The 15821-nt window shown below is 57.4% G+C and carries 13 protein-coding genes and 1 tRNA gene; 9 read left to right on the top strand and 5 right to left on the bottom strand.

Annotation, left to right across the window (positions count from 1 at the left end):
• Positions 1-141 precede the first annotated feature (141 nt).
• A complete protein-coding gene (gene ubiA / locus AC5P7R_RS13760; protein ID WP_478436081.1) occupies positions 142-1035 on the bottom strand; it encodes a 4-hydroxybenzoate octaprenyltransferase in 894 nt (297 codons plus the stop codon).
• A 98-nt stretch (positions 1036-1133) separates the two neighbouring features.
• Entirely contained in the window at positions 1134-3347 is a 2214-nt protein-coding gene (locus AC5P7R_RS13755; protein ID WP_478436082.1) for a polysaccharide biosynthesis tyrosine autokinase, read from the bottom strand.
• 419 nt (positions 3348-3766) lie between these two features.
• Between AC5P7R_RS13755 and AC5P7R_RS13750 the strand changes: the two genes are divergently transcribed.
• The 8 genes from AC5P7R_RS13750 to AC5P7R_RS13715 all read left to right on the top strand — a co-directional run bounded on the left by AC5P7R_RS13750 (position 3767) and on the right by AC5P7R_RS13715 (position 12264).
• Positions 3767-4933, top strand: coding sequence for a nucleotide sugar dehydrogenase (locus tag AC5P7R_RS13750; protein ID WP_478436083.1), 1167 nt, complete (start codon positions 3767-3769; stop codon positions 4931-4933).
• Positions 4934-4963: 30 nt separating this feature from the next.
• Positions 4964-6085: a GDP-mannose 4,6-dehydratase gene (gene gmd / locus AC5P7R_RS13745; protein ID WP_049435765.1), complete on the top strand. Its 1122-nt coding sequence runs from the start codon at positions 4964-4966 to the stop codon at positions 6083-6085.
• 188 nt (positions 6086-6273) lie between these two features.
• Positions 6274-7476, top strand: coding sequence for a polysaccharide biosynthesis protein (locus tag AC5P7R_RS13740; RefSeq protein WP_478436084.1), 1203 nt, complete (start codon positions 6274-6276; stop codon positions 7474-7476).
• A 1-nt stretch (position 7477) separates the two neighbouring features.
• Entirely contained in the window at positions 7478-8668 is a 1191-nt protein-coding gene (locus AC5P7R_RS13735; RefSeq protein WP_478436085.1) for an EpsG family protein, read from the top strand.
• Between the two features lie 27 nt (positions 8669-8695).
• Complete coding sequence (locus tag AC5P7R_RS13730) at positions 8696-9850, top strand: glycosyltransferase family 4 protein (protein WP_478436086.1); 1155 nt, start codon at positions 8696-8698, stop codon at positions 9848-9850.
• Positions 9847-11031, top strand: coding sequence for a glycosyltransferase family 4 protein (locus tag AC5P7R_RS13725; RefSeq protein ID WP_478436087.1), 1185 nt, complete (start codon positions 9847-9849; stop codon positions 11029-11031). Before AC5P7R_RS13730 ends, AC5P7R_RS13725 begins: the two co-directional genes overlap by 4 nt.
• Positions 11000-11785, top strand: coding sequence for a WecB/TagA/CpsF family glycosyltransferase (locus AC5P7R_RS13720; protein WP_495213947.1), 786 nt, complete (start codon positions 11000-11002; stop codon positions 11783-11785). Before AC5P7R_RS13725 ends, AC5P7R_RS13720 begins: the two co-directional genes overlap by 32 nt.
• Positions 11782-12264 (top strand): GDP-mannose mannosyl hydrolase, encoded by a 483-nt coding sequence (locus AC5P7R_RS13715; RefSeq protein WP_049400844.1) that lies wholly within the window; start codon positions 11782-11784, stop codon positions 12262-12264. The genes AC5P7R_RS13720 and AC5P7R_RS13715 overlap by 4 nt, the downstream gene beginning before the upstream one ends.
• A 37-nt stretch (positions 12265-12301) precedes the next feature.
• On the opposite strand, the gene fcl is transcribed toward AC5P7R_RS13715, so the two are convergent.
• A complete protein-coding gene (fcl, locus tag AC5P7R_RS13710; protein ID WP_049400845.1) occupies positions 12302-13246 on the bottom strand; it encodes a GDP-L-fucose synthase in 945 nt (314 codons plus the stop codon).
• A 195-nt stretch (positions 13247-13441) separates the two neighbouring features.
• Here fcl and AC5P7R_RS13705 point away from each other — a divergent pair.
• A tRNA-Arg gene (locus AC5P7R_RS13705) sits at positions 13442-13518 on the top strand.
• Between the two features lie 464 nt (positions 13519-13982).
• On the opposite strand, the gene AC5P7R_RS13700 is transcribed toward AC5P7R_RS13705, so the two are convergent.
• Positions 13983-14264 (bottom strand): hypothetical protein, encoded by a 282-nt coding sequence (locus tag AC5P7R_RS13700; RefSeq protein ID WP_459389871.1) that lies wholly within the window; start codon positions 14262-14264, stop codon positions 13983-13985.
• A gap of 147 nt (positions 14265-14411) precedes the next feature.
• Entirely contained in the window at positions 14412-15767 is a 1356-nt protein-coding gene (locus AC5P7R_RS13695; RefSeq protein WP_478436089.1) for a Gfo/Idh/MocA family protein, read from the bottom strand.
• Positions 15768-15821 lie beyond the last annotated feature (54 nt).

Genomic DNA, 15821 nt, shown 5'->3' with positions numbered 1-15821 from the left:
CGATTCTGGGCGGTGGGGTGCGGGCTGTCAGCCACCTATTGGTCGTAGTGGCGGAGAAGGGTAGTGCCGGCCGCTGGCCGGAAACCTCGGAATCACAAACGGGTGCAGCCGGCCAGCGGCCGGCTCTACCCCACCGTAGGTTCAACGCAGCGCCAGGTCCACGGCGATGCCGGCAAACAGCGCGGCACCCACCCAGTTGTTGTGCAGGAACGCCTTGAAACACGGGCCGCGCTCGCGGTTGCGGCAGATCCAGAATTCGTACACCACCAGCGCGGTGGCCACGGCCACGCCGGCCAGGTAGTAGCCACCCAGCCCGCCGCGCACGCCAACCAGCGCCATGGTGGCCAGGAACAGCGCGTACAGCACGCCCTGGATGACCAGATCGAGATCACCGAACAGGATCGCGGTGGAGTGCGAGCCCATCTTCAGGTCGTCCTCGCGGTCGACCATGGCGTACCAGGTGTCGTAGGCGGTGGACCACAGGATGTTGCCGGCATACAGCAGCCAGCCCAGCATCGGCACCTCGCCCTGCACGGCGGCGAACGCCATCGGGATGCCCCAGCCGAACGACATGCCCAGGTAGACCTGCGGCAGATGGGTGTAGCGCTTCAGGTACGGATAGCTGGCAGCCAGGAACACACCGATGAAGCTCAGGCCGATGGTCAGGCCGTTCAGGGTCAGCACCAGGCCGAACGCCACGAGCATCAGCACGGCGAACAACGCCAGCGCAGCACGGCCGCTGATTGCGCCGGTGGCCAGCGGACGCGACTTGGTACGCTCCACATGCGGGTCGAGCCAGCGGTCGGCGTAGTCGTTGATGACGCAACCGGCCGAGCGGGTCAGCCACACGCCGGCGGTGAACACGAACAGGGTCCACAGCGGCGGCAGGCCGCCGGCAGCCAGCCATAACGCCCACCAGGTGGGCCACAGCAGCAGCAACGTGCCGATCGGGCGATCAGCGCGCATCAGACTCCAGTAATGCCGCCAACGCGGCGTCGCCGGCGACTGCGGCGAAGTGAGGGGGGTATCAGCCATGGCGATAGGATACTCCTGCGCTGGGGGTGAGGCTCAGAAACGACAGGGCCCGATGCGCCTGCGCGCACCGGGCCCCGATATCCTGCCCTGCGAAGTGGTCAGGCCTTCTCGTCGGACTTGTACTCGTAATAGCCGTAGCTGTAATAGCCGGTAGCACGTTTCTCGACCGCGTTGAAGATTGCGCCCTTGATCTGCACGCCGTTCTGCTCGAAGCGCTGCAGGGTCAGCTCGATTTCCTTGGCCTGGTTCACGCCGAAACGGGTGACCAGCAGGCTCGAGCCGGCATGAGTGGCGACCAGCGCCGGGTCGGTTACGGCCAGGATCGGCGGGGTATCGACGATCACCAGATCGTACTTGCCGGACATCTCCTGCAGCAGCTGCGCGAAACGCGGGTGCATCAGCAGTTCGGCCGGATTCGGCGGAATGTCACCACGCACCATGTAGTGCATGTTGTCCAGGCCGGACACCGGATGGATCGCGTCGTCGACGCTGAGCTTGCCGCCCAGCACATCTGACAGGCCCTTCTGGTGCGAGACACCCAGGATCTTGTGCAGGGTGCCCTTGCGCATGTCGGCATCGATGACCAGCACACGCTGACCCGCCTGCGCGATGACCGCGGCCAGATTGGTGGAGACGAAGGTCTTGCCCACGCCCGGGCGCGGGCCCGAGATGGTCAGGATGTTGTTCTTCGCTTCCAGCATGGCGAAGTGCAGGCTGGTACGCAGGCTGCGCAGTGCTTCCACGGTCGGGTCGGCCGGTGCAGATACCGCCAACAGATGCTGACGTCCATCGGCTACCACGCGCTTACCATGCTTGCCCTTGCGCAGCTTGGGCAGGGTATTGGACACGCTGAGCGGGATCGCGGCGTAGACCGGCAGGCCCAGGGCTTCGATATCCGCCGGGTCTTCGATGCCCGGGTTGAGCATGCGCTGGAGGAAAACGAAGGCAATCGAAAGGAAGGCACCAAGGAGTGTGGCGATGGCGACGATCAAGGCCTTGCGGGGTGCAACCGGGTTGGCGATGTCAACGATGGCCGGATCGACGATACGCACATTGCCGACCGCGCCTGCACGGGCCACGTCAAGCTGCTGCGCCTGGTTCAAAAGCGCCGTATAGAGCTCATTGCTGACCTGCAGGTCACGGGTCAGGCGCAGCAGCTCCTGCTGGGTCTCAGGTAGATCCCCCACCTGCTTCTGGAAGCCGCCCTTGCGGCTTTCCAGATCGCCGATCTGACGCATAAGCGCGCGGTAGGCCGGGTGCTCGCGCGTGAAGCTCCGATCCATTTCGGCCTGCTTCAAGCGCAGCTGCTGGATGCTGGCTTCGACCGCTACTTCCTGTTCCAGCAGACCCTTGGTCTGCATGGTGATGTCCACCGACCGAGACTGCGACTGGTAGGCGCTCATCGCCGCCTGCGCCTGCTCCACTTGGCGGCGGATCGTAGGCAACTGATCCTTAACAAACTGCAGCTGCGAGGCAGCTTCGGCGGAGCTACGGTCAACATTCTGGCGGACATATGCGTCAGCGACCCGCTGCACGAACGACTCGGCCCGCGATGGGTCGGTGTCCTGATAGACAAGTCTCAGGATGCCGGACTCCTTGCCCTGTTCGGTAGCCTTCAGCTCTTTTTGCAGGGACGCTAGGACGTCAAGGCGGCGCAACCGGGTCACTTCAAACTGCATGCCAGGATTCGCACGCAATTCATCCACCTCCAACCTCACTCCACGGCCCTCTGCAGGTACACCGACCTGACCACGAAGCAGCATCTCACCGTCTTCGTCCAGAAGCGTGAAGTCCTTACCCGTGCTTCCAACTTTTAGAGTCAGGGTAGAGTCGATCAGAGACGCAGGGACTTCCAACCGATGGATACCGAGCACATCTCCGCCGCAGCCATACCGGGCAAGGCCGAACATCGGCGGGCATACATCCCCCTCTTCCTGTGGCTTGTAACGGCGCACAAAGAAGTTGCCTAGCAAGGGAAAACGGCGCGGCTCAATCTGAACTTCCAGATTGAGTTGATCAACTGCAGCGCCAATCACCGAACGCGAAGTCAGGAGCGCAACTTCGGTGGTAGCAGCGGTACTGCCACTGCCGCCCAACGAGGCAAGATCAGCGAGACCCGGGATGCTTGGCACTTTTGACTCAACCTGAACCAATGACTGCGCTTGGTAGATCGGTCGAGCGAGCAAGGCATACAGCAGTCCAGCAGCCATGAAGAAAGCCGTGGTTGCGAAGATGAGCCATTTACGGTCAAGCACCGCACCTAGTACTTCCCGCAGATCAATCTCGTCATCCTTGCTTACCCGGGACTCCATTTGACTCCTCATAGCTTCCACTTCCGTTCGAGAACGATGGTCTGGCGGCCTCACGAAGTTCCAACGCGCTAGCGCCCTCGCCCGACCAAGCCTATTAGCATACCAATTTCTGAACGCCAATCGAACTGATGGCCGCGATTGTAGGCTCCGGATTAGCCAAAGCGAAGATTGGCACCACAAGCTACCGAGATCCGATCCCTCTTCGAGCAGCGGCAGAATTGCTATGCTACGTAGCTGGCGATGCGTGTGAGCTGCGGGTCGCAATCTGAGCTGAATCAGCTAGATGCCTTCATTCTCACCCGGTGACGATACCATCCCGGGAGGCGTCTACTGCGGGCTTCAGAACGATTTGACAATGAAGATATGCCTGACTCGCTTGCACCACCCACTGTGTTTGAACTGGTACAAAAGGACTTGCAATGAAGATCGCTGTTGTCGGAACTGGCTATGTAGGCCTCTCCAATGCCGTTCTAATGGCACAGAATCATCAGGTTCTCGCACTTGACATTGACGCGGCACGCGTAGCGCTCATCAATAGTGGACGCACTCCACTGGAAGACAGGGAGATTGGCGAGTATTTGGCAAGGGGGACCCTAAGCCTTACTGCAACTACCGACAAGCAAGAGGCATACGCGAATGCCGATTATGTTGTGATCGCCACCCCCACCGACTACGACACGCAGAGTCATTGCTTCGACATAAGCTCGGTGGAATCGGTCATTGCGGACGTACTGCGGATCAATCCTGAAGCCGTCATGGTGATCAAGTCCACCATTCCGGTTGGATGCACCAAAGAACTTCGCGCACGCTTTGAAACGGATCGAATAATATTTTCCCCTGAGTTCCTCCGTGAAGGCAAGGCGCTTTACGACAACCTCCATCCCAGTCGGATTATCGTGGGTGAGCGATCTGATCGAGCGAGGGTGTTTGCAGACTTGCTGAAAGAAGGAGCGATAAGCAAGGACGCACCCACTCTGTTCACTGATTCAACTGAAGCAGAGGCGATAAAGCTTTTTGCGAACACCTACTTGGCAATGCGTGTCGCTTACTTCAATGAGCTGGATACGTACGCTGCCACTCACGAATTGGACACTCGACAGATCATTGCAGGCGTCAGCCTGGATCCTCGCATTGGGAATCATTACAACAACCCTTCCTTTGGGTACGGGGGTTATTGCTTGCCCAAGGACACGAAGCAACTGCTGGCAAACTACCAGAATGTTCCCCAGAACCTCATCCGTGCGATTGTCGAGTCAAATGGCACGCGCAAAGATTTTATTGCCGATGAAGTTATTTCCCTAAAACCCAGAGTTGTAGGAATTTATCGCCTGGTCATGAAATCAGGATCAGATAACTTCAGAGCTTCCGCGATTCAGGGTGTAATGAAGCGCATTAAGGCAAAAGGAATTGAAGTAATCGTCTATGAGCCAACGCTGGATGATTCAACGTTTTATGGATCCAGAGTTGTAAAGGATCTTAATGCCTTCAAAGTGGAGGCGGATCTGATTCTTGCGAACAGAGCCTCCGAACTGATCGCCGACGTATCCAACAAGGTGTACAGCCGGGACCTGTTTGGGGCCGACTGAAGAAACCGCATACTGCAGGGAAAGAAAGAAATGACGAAACGCGCACTGATCACCGGCGTTACTGGCCAGGATGGCTCTTATCTGGCGGAACTGCTTCTCGATAAAGGTTATGAGGTTCATGGCATAAAGCGCCGTGCGTCCCTCTTCAATACGCAGCGAGTTGATCACATCTATGAAGATCCTCATGATTCGAACCCCAGATTCCACCTCCACTATGGCGACCTCACTGACACCAGCAACCTGACGAGAATTCTCGCCGAGGTACAGCCAGATGAAGTCTATAACCTGGGCGCACAAAGTCACGTCGCGGTGAGCTTCGAAGCACCCGAATATACGGCTGACGTAGACGCCATCGGCACATTACGTCTCCTGGAAGCGATTCGATTCCTTAAATTGACGGACAGAACGCGCTTCTACCAAGCCTCTACCTCTGAGTTGTACGGGCTGGTTCAGGAGACGCCGCAGCGCGAGACCACTCCCTTTTATCCGCGCAGCCCTTACGGCGTTGCGAAGCTCTACGCGTATTGGATTACTGTCAACTACCGTGAAAGCTACGGAATGTACGCTTGTAACGGGATCCTGTTCAATCATGAGAGCCCGCGCCGGGGCGAGACTTTCGTAACCAGAAAGATCACGCGCGGACTGGCCAATATCGCTCAAGGGCTTGAAAGCTGCTTGTACATGGGCAATCTCGATGCACTTCGGGACTGGGGTCATGCAAAGGACTACGTCCGAATGCAGTGGATGATGCTTCAGCAGGACGAACCTCGAGACTTCGTGATCGCCACTGGGGTGCAGTACAGCGTTCGCGAGTTCATAGTGATGGCATGTAAAGAACTCGGAATCGAACTTAGTTTCGAGGGAACAGGCGTCAATGAACGAGCGATTGTCCGATCCATCACGGGCGATGCCGCTCCGTCCGTCAAGGTCGGAGATGCAATCGTCTGCATAGATCCGCGCTACTACAGACCAGCAGAGGTCGAGTCACTGCTGGGGGATCCCTCCTTGGCAAAGGCCGAGTTGGGCTGGACACCCCAGATCACGCTGCAGGATATGGTCAAGGAGATGGTTCAGTCCGATCTCACCGCAGCAAGGCAACACGCGCTCCTTCGGAGTCATGGCTTCCCAGTTGCTCTCGGCAAGGGGAGTTAAAGGCACCGCCGTCACAGCGATCCGCTTTATCTCCGCAATAGCTCGCGGCTATGGAGGAGCATTGGGGATACTCAAGCCACCCTAGCCGCCGAGTTCACGACCGCCTGCAGATGAAGCAGAAATTAGTCCAACTACTTTCAAGATCGCGGACCGTGTTCGCAGCGCTCCTGGGTCAAGCAAGCTCAAGCTTGTCGAGCTTGCTTGTCTCGGCTTGGCTCTTGCTTGCCGCGGCCAAGGAGAGCTTTGGGCTTTATAGCCTGTGCTTTTCCATAGCACTGGTAGCTGCCGGAATGATTTCCTCCGGCCTCACCGTCCAGTTTGTCGTAAACCTACCAAGTCGAAATACTCCCGAGAGAGAAATTGAACTCCTCTCTCTGATCTACATAATTGTCGCTGCAACCCTGGGGGCTGCGGCCATCTGTGCGACTGCCGCTCCCGCCCTTTCCATAATCAACTGGCAACTGGACGTCCCTGCAGTGCTGATCACGGCGAGCATGGCGTGTGCAATGAGTTGCAGGGAATTGGTAGTTCGATACCTCGTCTTTGCTGAAGCAAACACAAAAGTTACAGCATCGAGCGCAGTTTTGCTGCTCACGACAATTTTACTTATTGTTCTCGCACCGACCTCAGTCAGCAAAGTGGTGTGGGCGGGCTTTACATACTCGGCCGCCACAGTCGTCAGCCTGCTCGCCTGCAGGCCGACCAAATTGGCTTACGCAGCGCAAGTTTCTCCCTCGACACTGATACACACGCTGAGGGATTCGTGGAGCGGCGGGAAATGGGGGATTTTGAGCAACATCTTCTTCTCTGCCCGAAATCAGGCCCACAGCCTCATTCTAGCCCCACTTGGAATGAGCACGATCGCGGACGTTAACGCAGCCCGATTGTTGTTCATGCCGATATTCCAGATAATTCCAGTAATATCGCAGGTTGGATTGAGCACAACCAGCAAGAAACGAGAAGAGAGCAAGCAGTCTGCAATCGAATCCGGAAACAAGGTCGTAGTCATCTCCGTAGTTCCGCTACTTCTTTATGGCGTGACCATACTCATTGCGTCACTAGTGGTGCCAGAACATTGGATCCCATCAGATTACAGAGGCGCGCTTCCCTACCTGGCCGGCTGGGGATTGATAACTTGCGCAATCGGTGCACGCGCAGCATTCTCGACTACTCTCTTGGCTTTGCATGAATTCCGCGCCATTGCATCAGGAAACGGCCTGTCCCTTGCGATCATGGCCCTTTCCTGGCTTGCATTGTCAAATTTGGCCGGCCCCCCAGCAGCACTTTATTCAATGGCCGCGGCAGAGATATTTGTTGCCTTTACCTATGCGCGTAGATTGAACAGCATCAGAAAATCAATGGATCTTAGCAAACATACGGGAGCTCAATAGAATGCGAGCCCACAACCAACCCTTGGAAACTTGGCGTTACGTCATCGTAGCTTCGCTTGCGGTGCTGGGCTCCATATTCATTTGGGCACCGGTTCTATTTCTTTTGATATTCTCGGTCGCGGCAAGCACAATCAAGCCTGGCCGCGCACCCGCAATTGCATGCGCTGCTTTCTTTACCTTCCTATTCGGCTGGATCAATTCGAACAAGATACCCGACGGTGACTGGTCCTGGTACTTGTATCACTTTCAGCTGCTGCAGGACATTCCAATCTATGACTACTTCGGCCAAGTACATATGGGAGTCTCGGCTCGCTTAACCGAGCCGGTCTACCATGTTCTTGCATGGATCTTATCCATTACAACCAGTGCCCAGCCTGAGGTACTTGCTGTTGTTGTCACCGCGATCATCTACGGATCAGTCGCATATTTTGTTACCGGCACTGCAGCCGCCTTAACGGCCACGCGACTGTCTGGCGTCTATGTTGCGCTTGCAATCATATGTGCCTCCACAATTGGCATCACGTTCACCCTGACCACTCATCTCGTCCGACAAGAGCTCGCAATCGCGTTCCTGCTTGGGTCGCTATGTCTGGAAATGAAAATGAGACGGAGACCCGCTCTGGCACTGGCCATGCTGGCTGTCCTGACGCACAACTCCGCAATCATTCCCGCATTTGTGCTTATATTCATCGTCCAGGTGAAGCTGATCCGGAACTCCGTTATACGGAAAAGCTTGATCGGCGCAGCTTCACTGGCACTGCTTGGGTTTGGCTATTACTTCTCCACCAGCGATGAGATTTACAGGTTTGGAGACAAGAATGACGGCGCAATTGGCCTTCTCACGTATGTACTCGATGCGGCAATCGTCATAGGAGCCTCATCGCTTCTCAACACGAGGTCGGTGGGAAAGCTAGTAAAATCCTTCTTCATCCCATTTGTCGCAATGTATAGCCTGACCGTCATTGGTGCATCCCAGCAACCCCTTGCGCTCCTGAGAATGTATTTCTATTTCGAATTGATTCGCGTGGTCGGGGTTACTCTAATCTGTCTGTGGCTGGCCGCAAACAGAGCATTTATCGTCCTTTCCATTCTAGCCATAGTGGGCTTCTACTACGTGTCGCTCAGAATGGATAACTCGCCATTCTACTTCGGCGGGGAATTTGTTGATTATTTCTTTGCGCGACCGATATAGCCGGAACACATGAAAAGGAATTTGGGCATGCCCAGTGCGGCCAACAATGCAAAGCACGTCGTTATTGTACAGAGACGGCTGACGCACTATCGCGTACCCTTCTTTGAGGAGCTGCGTAGAGCATTAGCTGCTCGTGACATCAAGCTAACTCTCGTTTACGGAAATCCCACTCGCAGAGAAGCCAGCAAGGATGATGGCGCCGATCTTCCGTGGGGAATAAAGGTACCGTGCAAGTATTTTCTCTCTGATCGACTTTGCCTCCAGTGGTTTGTGCCCCAGGCAAAGAATGCTGACCTGGTAATTCTAACTCATGAAAACAAGCTCATTGCAAATCTATGGGCGCAGTATGCGATGAGCAACCTGAGAGTGGGTCTGTGGGGACATGGCGCCAATCTCCAGGGGAGCAAGAATTCCATACGAGAGATCTTCAAACGACGCACCGCCTTGCGCGCTGATTGGTGGTTTGGATACACAGAGATGAGCCGAGGCCTTATCCTGTCCACCGGCTACCCTGCTGATCGAATCAGTATCGTTGAGAATTCCATCGACTCGCTCGCGCTAGCGACGGAGTACACGGCCGCTCTGGATGCAAAGCTTGACAATGCTATCTCAACCGAGATGGCATGTGAGGCACCCACCGCTGCCTACATCGGATCGCTCTATAAAGAGAAACGACTGGAATTCCTCTTTGAAGCTGCCGTAAGAATCAAAGAGATAATTCCTGAGTTTAGACTGGTTGTTGCAGGAGCGGGTCCAGACAAATCGATAGTCGAAAGTTTTGTCGGGCGCAATCCTTGGGTTCGCTATGTTGGACCAGTCGATGACCAGAATAAGGCCTTGATACTTGCTGAATCCAAGGTATTGCTCAACCCCGGTCTCGTCGGCCTGGGAATATTAGATTCTTTCGTCTGCCAGACCCCGATGATAACGACTGACTGCGGGATTCACAGCCCTGAGATTTCCTATCTAGAAAACGGAGAAAATGGAGTCATGACTAATGATGACATCCATTCCTTCGTCCGTGAAACAGTGCGCGTGCTTCAGGATTCGAATTATCGCAATCATCTGGTGAATGGATGCAAGAAGAGCGCCCTTCATTATACGATTGAGAACATGGCAGCCAACTTCGCGGACGGCATCATCAGCTGTCTAAATTCAGCACCACTACGAAGTCAGAAATGAAGATCCTAATTCTTCACAACTCCTACAGAAAGCGTGGTGGAGAAGACGTGGTCGTTGAGCGCGAGCTCAACCTGCTCAGGGAATCCGGGCATGAAGTTGAGATATACATCGCCGCGAACGATTCGATATCTGGCGCTGCAGGAAAGATAAAGACAGCCATAGGCACATTATTCTCTATTTCTTCCTACAGAAAATTGCGAAGGATGATATCCGAGTTCAATCCGGATGTCGTTCATGTGCACAATTTTTTCCCGATACTTTCCCCGTCAGTGTTCTATGCATGCCGTTCAATGCGCAAGCCGGTAGTACTGACGCTGCACAACTACAGGATTATTTGCCCCACTTCCACTCTGGAGCACGCGGGAAAACTGTCAACCAGAAGCATATACAATGGCCCATGGTGGGCATTGCGCCACCGCGTTTTTCAAGGATCACTGCTTGGCACTTTCGTCCTATGCAGCATGATATCGATGCACAGGCGTATCGGGACATGGGCGAGATTCGTTGATCGATTCATCATACCAAGTGAAACAGGACGCGAGCACTTCGTTGCAGCGGGAATCTCTGGGGACAAAATTACAACAAAACCTCATTTCGTCGATATCCCTCCCTCACCAGAGCTTTCAAGAAGTGGATTTCTATTTGTCGGCAGACTTTCCCCTGAAAAGGGGATCCATACACTTCTAGCTGCGGCCAAGAAGCTTGTATCCTGCGAAGCCACTCATAAAAGTGAATTTACGATAGTCGGAGACGGACCAGAAGCTGTCTCATGTGCATCCTCGGGGCTGACCACTGCGGGCGCCCTATCGCCACAGGGTGTCGAGGACATGATGCGCCGCGCAGCGGCTCTTATTGTCCCTAGCCAATGCCATGAAACCTTCGGCCTCGTCATAATAGAGGCCTATGCATGCGGCCTACCCGTTATTGCGAGTCGTGTGGGTGCATTTCGCGACATCGTGATTGATGGCGTGACAGGAATTTTCTTTGAGCCCGGCGACAGTGATGATCTGGCGGAGAAGATTGCTTGGGCAAAAGCCAATCCAGATGAGCTCGTCCGCATGGGCAGAGAGGCAAGATCCCGATATGAGAACCTCTATACTCCGCACCATAACGAATCAATGCTGAAAGAAATATACCAGCAGGCAATCAATGAAAACGCGGCTGATAATAATGAATCCTAGCGCTAGACAATTAAAAATGGTCGTGGGCTCTCCGATCGACGTCCTCGATTGGACCTGTGCAGTGAAGCGCATCGAGTCATGGGCGTCCACGCATGAAAGCCGCGTAGTCTGCATCTGCAACGCCCACTCCGTCGTCACAGCACGTCAGGACAAGGAGTTCGCAGCAGCCGTGAACTCTGCCGACATGGCAACCCCCGATGGTGCGCCGGTGGCCTGGCTCATGAGACGTCTTGGGGCCTCCGGACAGCAACGCATCAATGGTCCCGACCTGATGCTCAAGTACTGCGAGGCAGCCGCCAAGCGCGGCGAGTCCATCTACCTCTATGGTGGCGCTGAGACGACCTTGAGCATTCTCCGCGACGAGCTGCCCAAGCGATTCCCTGGCTTGGTCATTGCCGGCTCGCACTCACCGCCCTTCCGCGCACTCAGCGAAGAAGAGGATGCTGCCATCGTGCGCGACATCAATGACTCTGGCGCCGGCACGGTCTGGGTCAGCCTCGGCTGTCCGAAGCAGGAAAAGTGGATGGCGGCGCACCGTGGCCGGATCAATGGCGTGATGATCGGTGTCGGGGCGGCATTCGACTACCATGCGGGTGTTATCTCCCGGGCCCCGCTCTGGATGCAGAACAATGGCCTCGAATGGCTGCACAGGCTTGCGAGCGAGCCTCGTCGGCTCTGGAAGCGCTACTTCGTCACCAACACCCTCTTCATTTGGCACGCTGCGCGCCAGCTTATGACGGCGCAGTCGAAATGACCCGTCTGACCGAGCTTCCACCACGTCACTTGAATGCAGCTGACTTCAAGGCCGTGGTTCGGGACACACCTCTCGTATCGATCGATCTTCTGGTCATGGATCAACGGCAACGCATGCTTGTTGGGTTGCGTACCAATGATCCTGCACGCGGATTCTGGTTTGCTCCGGGTGGTCGCATCCGCAAAGGTGAGAACTTCAACCAGGCCTTCCGCAGGCTGACTGAGGCTGAGCTCGGGCAATCGCTGGATATCAGCGAAGCCACCTTCGTTGGAGCGTATGAGCACTTCTACGCTGAAGACTTTACCGGCGCATCGGATGCAGGCACGCACTACGTGGTGTTGGCGTACTCCATCAGCCTGGATCCGACGAGAATGGCTCTGCCGGAGGAGCAGCACACGGAGTACCGCTGGGTAGCGGCAGATGAGGCTCTGTCCGATGCCTCGATCCACCCCAATACCCAAGCATACGCCCGCAAATGAGAAGGGCCAGCGAACGCTGGCCCTTTCATCCAGGATCTCAAGCCGCGCGCAAGCGCCCTTGATTGTCGAGGAACCAGCGATACGTCTGCTCGACGCCTTCCCGAAGCGGGATCGAAGCCTTCCAGCCCAACCCATTCAAACGTGAGACGTCCAGCAGTTTGCGCGGTGTGCCATCCGGCTTGCTGGTGTCATTGCGGATCTCGCCCTTGAAACCGGTGATGTCCTTCACCAGCTCCGCAAGCTCGCGAATGCTGATGTCATCACCGACGCCAACATTGACGATGTCCGAGCCTTCGTAGGTCTCAGTCAGATAGACCGTTGCAGCTGCCATGTCGTCGACATGGAGGAATTCCCGACGGGGGGTTCCCGTACCCCACATGACAACCTCGCTGTCATTGCGTTCGGCGGCTTCGTGGAACTTTCGCAGCAGCGCCGGAAGCACATGCGAGTTCTGCAGATCAAAGTTATCGCCCGGCCCATAAAGATTGGTCGGCATCAGACTGATTGCATTGAATCCATACTGCTTGCGGTACGCCTGGCACATCTTGATGCCCGCAATCTTTGCAATCGCATACCATTCGTTCGTAGGCTCCAGCCCCCCCGTCAGCAACGAGTCCTCACGGATGGGCTGCTCGGCGAACTTGGGGTAGATGCACGACGAGCCGAGGAAAGTCAGCTTCTTCGCACCATGGCGGTACGCTGCGTCGATCACGTTGTTCTGGATCTGCAGGTTCTCAAACAGGAATTCGGCAGGATATGCATCGTTTGCATGAATGCCGCCTACCTTGGCTGCAGCCAGAACGACGATGGCCGGCTTCTCGGCCTCGAAGAGCGCTTCGACCGACGCGCGATCCCTGAGATCGACACGCTCGCGCCCTGCCAGCAAGAGGTTGTCGTAGCCCAACGCCTGCAAACGGCGCACCACGGCCCCACCCACCAGTCCTCGGTGTCCTGCGACAAAAATCTTATCGTGCTTGTCCATGCTCTTTCCGTTCAACTGCTGAGTCAGGGGTGAAATTTTAGCAGACGACCTGAACCCCATTCGGGCCAGCCCGGCCTTGACGACGGGTGGGTTGAGATTTATCCGGGGAAACCAGATAGAATGCTCTCCTCACGGCCCCTTCCGGGTGTCTTGATGCCCGTCCCGGCAGGTTCCGAGGGCGCGGCGGTATACAACGCGCCCGTAGCTCAGCCGGATAGAGTAGTGGCTTCCGAAGCCATTGGTCGGGGGTTCGAATCCCTCCGGGCGCGCCATCTTTCCCTGCTCCCGTCTGCACTTGCAGACCTCGACCCTCTGCAGGATGTATCCCCCAGCAACACCCCGGCTCCGGCTCCCAGAGCCCCACCGCCAAGCGCTTACGCTCGCGGCACACCGCCATGGCTGATCGGCAGCGCGAGCCTGCGCGCGCCCCAGTCACTCAAACCCATACAGCGCCCGCACCTCAGGGTCCTTCTCGACCAGATACATGTTGAACAACTGCGTCGCATCCCGCGACCAGCTCCCCTCCAGCCAGCGCCACGTCCACCTGGGGCAGCTTCCGCTCCAGGTAGTGGGTACGTCTGCCATCGCCCGAGAAGTGTCCATCCAGCAGCTGCCAGCGCGCGCTATCCCCCCCCCCCGAGCAGCGGCTTACCATCGAAATAGACGTTGCTGTCATCAACGGCGTACAGCGGGTCCTGCGGGATTGTTTGCAGCAGCTCGCCACGCAGGCAGTGCTTTATGCACCGGCCGCAGTATTGCGCCTGTCCCGCCAGTAACCACCGCGCTGGCGGAAGCTGTCGCGGTCGATCGCGGGCAGGCGGGTCCTGGCGTGGTAGACGGCGGGCGCATTGCGCGCGACGAAATAGTGTGCGGGGATGAACTCGAAACTGGCCGCGTCGGCCTTGCGCAGCAGCCGGCCCTGGTGGAAGACCTGGCCTTTGTGGATACGCCAGAATTCGATGCCGTAGGGGCCGACGAATCGCTGGTCAGGAAGTTCGCCGATCTTCTGCCATGGCATGGTCTGGGGCTCCGCCAGTGGTGGGGCCGCTAGTTCAATGCGGTCGGCGGGAAAGGCAGCCGAGCGTGGGCTCGGCTCTACGGGTGCCAATGCACCGATGCAGACAGCGACGCCGCGCATTGCCCGGCGTTGCCGTTGCTGTACAGATCAGTACCTGCCATCGAACGCGAAGATCGGCTTGCGCTGCTTCCACGCGCCAGCGGTAAAGTCCGGGAACTCCAGCGTCTGGAAACTATTGGCGATCGACTGCTCGCTCAGCGGCGTGATCGCACTCCAGGTCACCGCATCGTAGATGTCGATCGGCATCGGTGCCTTGGCCTTCAGCGCCTCGACAAACGCGTGGATGACGAACCAGTCCATGCCACCGTGGCCGGCGCTGGCGGCGGTATCGGCATTCTGCTTCCACAGCGGGTGCTCGTACTCGTCCTGGTACTTCTTGAACTCCTCCCACTGGTGCGGCGGGCTGCGGCCTTCGATGTGGATCGAATGGTTCACGTCCATCCACAGACCCTTGGTGCCCTGCACGCGGAAGCCCATCGAGTACGGGCGCGGCAGCGAGGTGTCGTGCTGCAGCAGGATGGTCTCGCCGTTCTCGCAGGCCAGCGTGGTGGTGACGATGTCGCCGAGCTTGAACTTCACCTTGGTGCTGGGGTGGGTGGTGCCGCCACTCTTGGCCACGGTGTATTCGTGCAGGCCGCGTGCCTTGGTCGCGAAGGCATTGATGTGAGTGAAGCGGTTGCCACGGTTGATGCCGGTGTACATCGCGCACGGGCCGATGCCGTGGCTGGGGTACAGCTCGCCGTTGCGCTCCACCGAATGCTCGGTGCGCCAGCGGGCTTCGCTCCAGCCCTTGGGCCCGAACTCCACGCCGCTGTCGTAGGGCTGGTTGGGGTCGCCGGAATTGAACTTCACGCCGCGCAGGTCGTGCTGGTAGCCGGCCTGCAGGTGCACCAGCTCGCCGAACAGGCCCTGGCGCACCATCTGCAACGCCGCCATCACGTCGCGGCGGTAGCAGACGTTCTCCAGCAGCATGTACGGGGTACCGGTGCTCAGCTGGGTCTTCAACACGTCCCAGTGGTCCTGCAGGGTGATGCCGGCCACTACTTCGCAGCCCACGGCCACGCCGGCCTGCATCGCGGCAATCGCCATCGGCGCGTGGTACTCCCACGGCGTGGCGATGATCACGCCATCGATGCCCTTCTGATCCAACAGGCGCTTCCAGGCATTGGTGTCGCGATCCTGGCCGTAGGTCTTCGGGGCCGGCTTGCCGGCCTTGGCCACCATGTCCATGGCGCGGCCGAGCATGATCGGCTCGATGTCGCACAACGCGACCACCTCGACATCGTCGCGGCGCACCAGCTCCTTCAGCAGCACCAGCCCACGCATCCCGGTGCCGATCATGGCCAGGCGCACCTTGCGCCCGCGTGCCCATGCCGGGGTCTGCGGCAGCAGGCTGCTGGCGGCGACAGCGGCACTGGCCGCGATGAATTCCCTACGCTTCATGGCAGACATCTCTCCTCTTGGCAGCGAGCCGGCCGTAGCCGGCCCGCCGGGTCA

The organism is Stenotrophomonas sp. YJH_SMC_27, from assembly GCF_059369815.1.
Note: the sequence above shows the minus strand (reverse complement) of the source record. Positions and strands in the feature narration are given on the sequence as shown.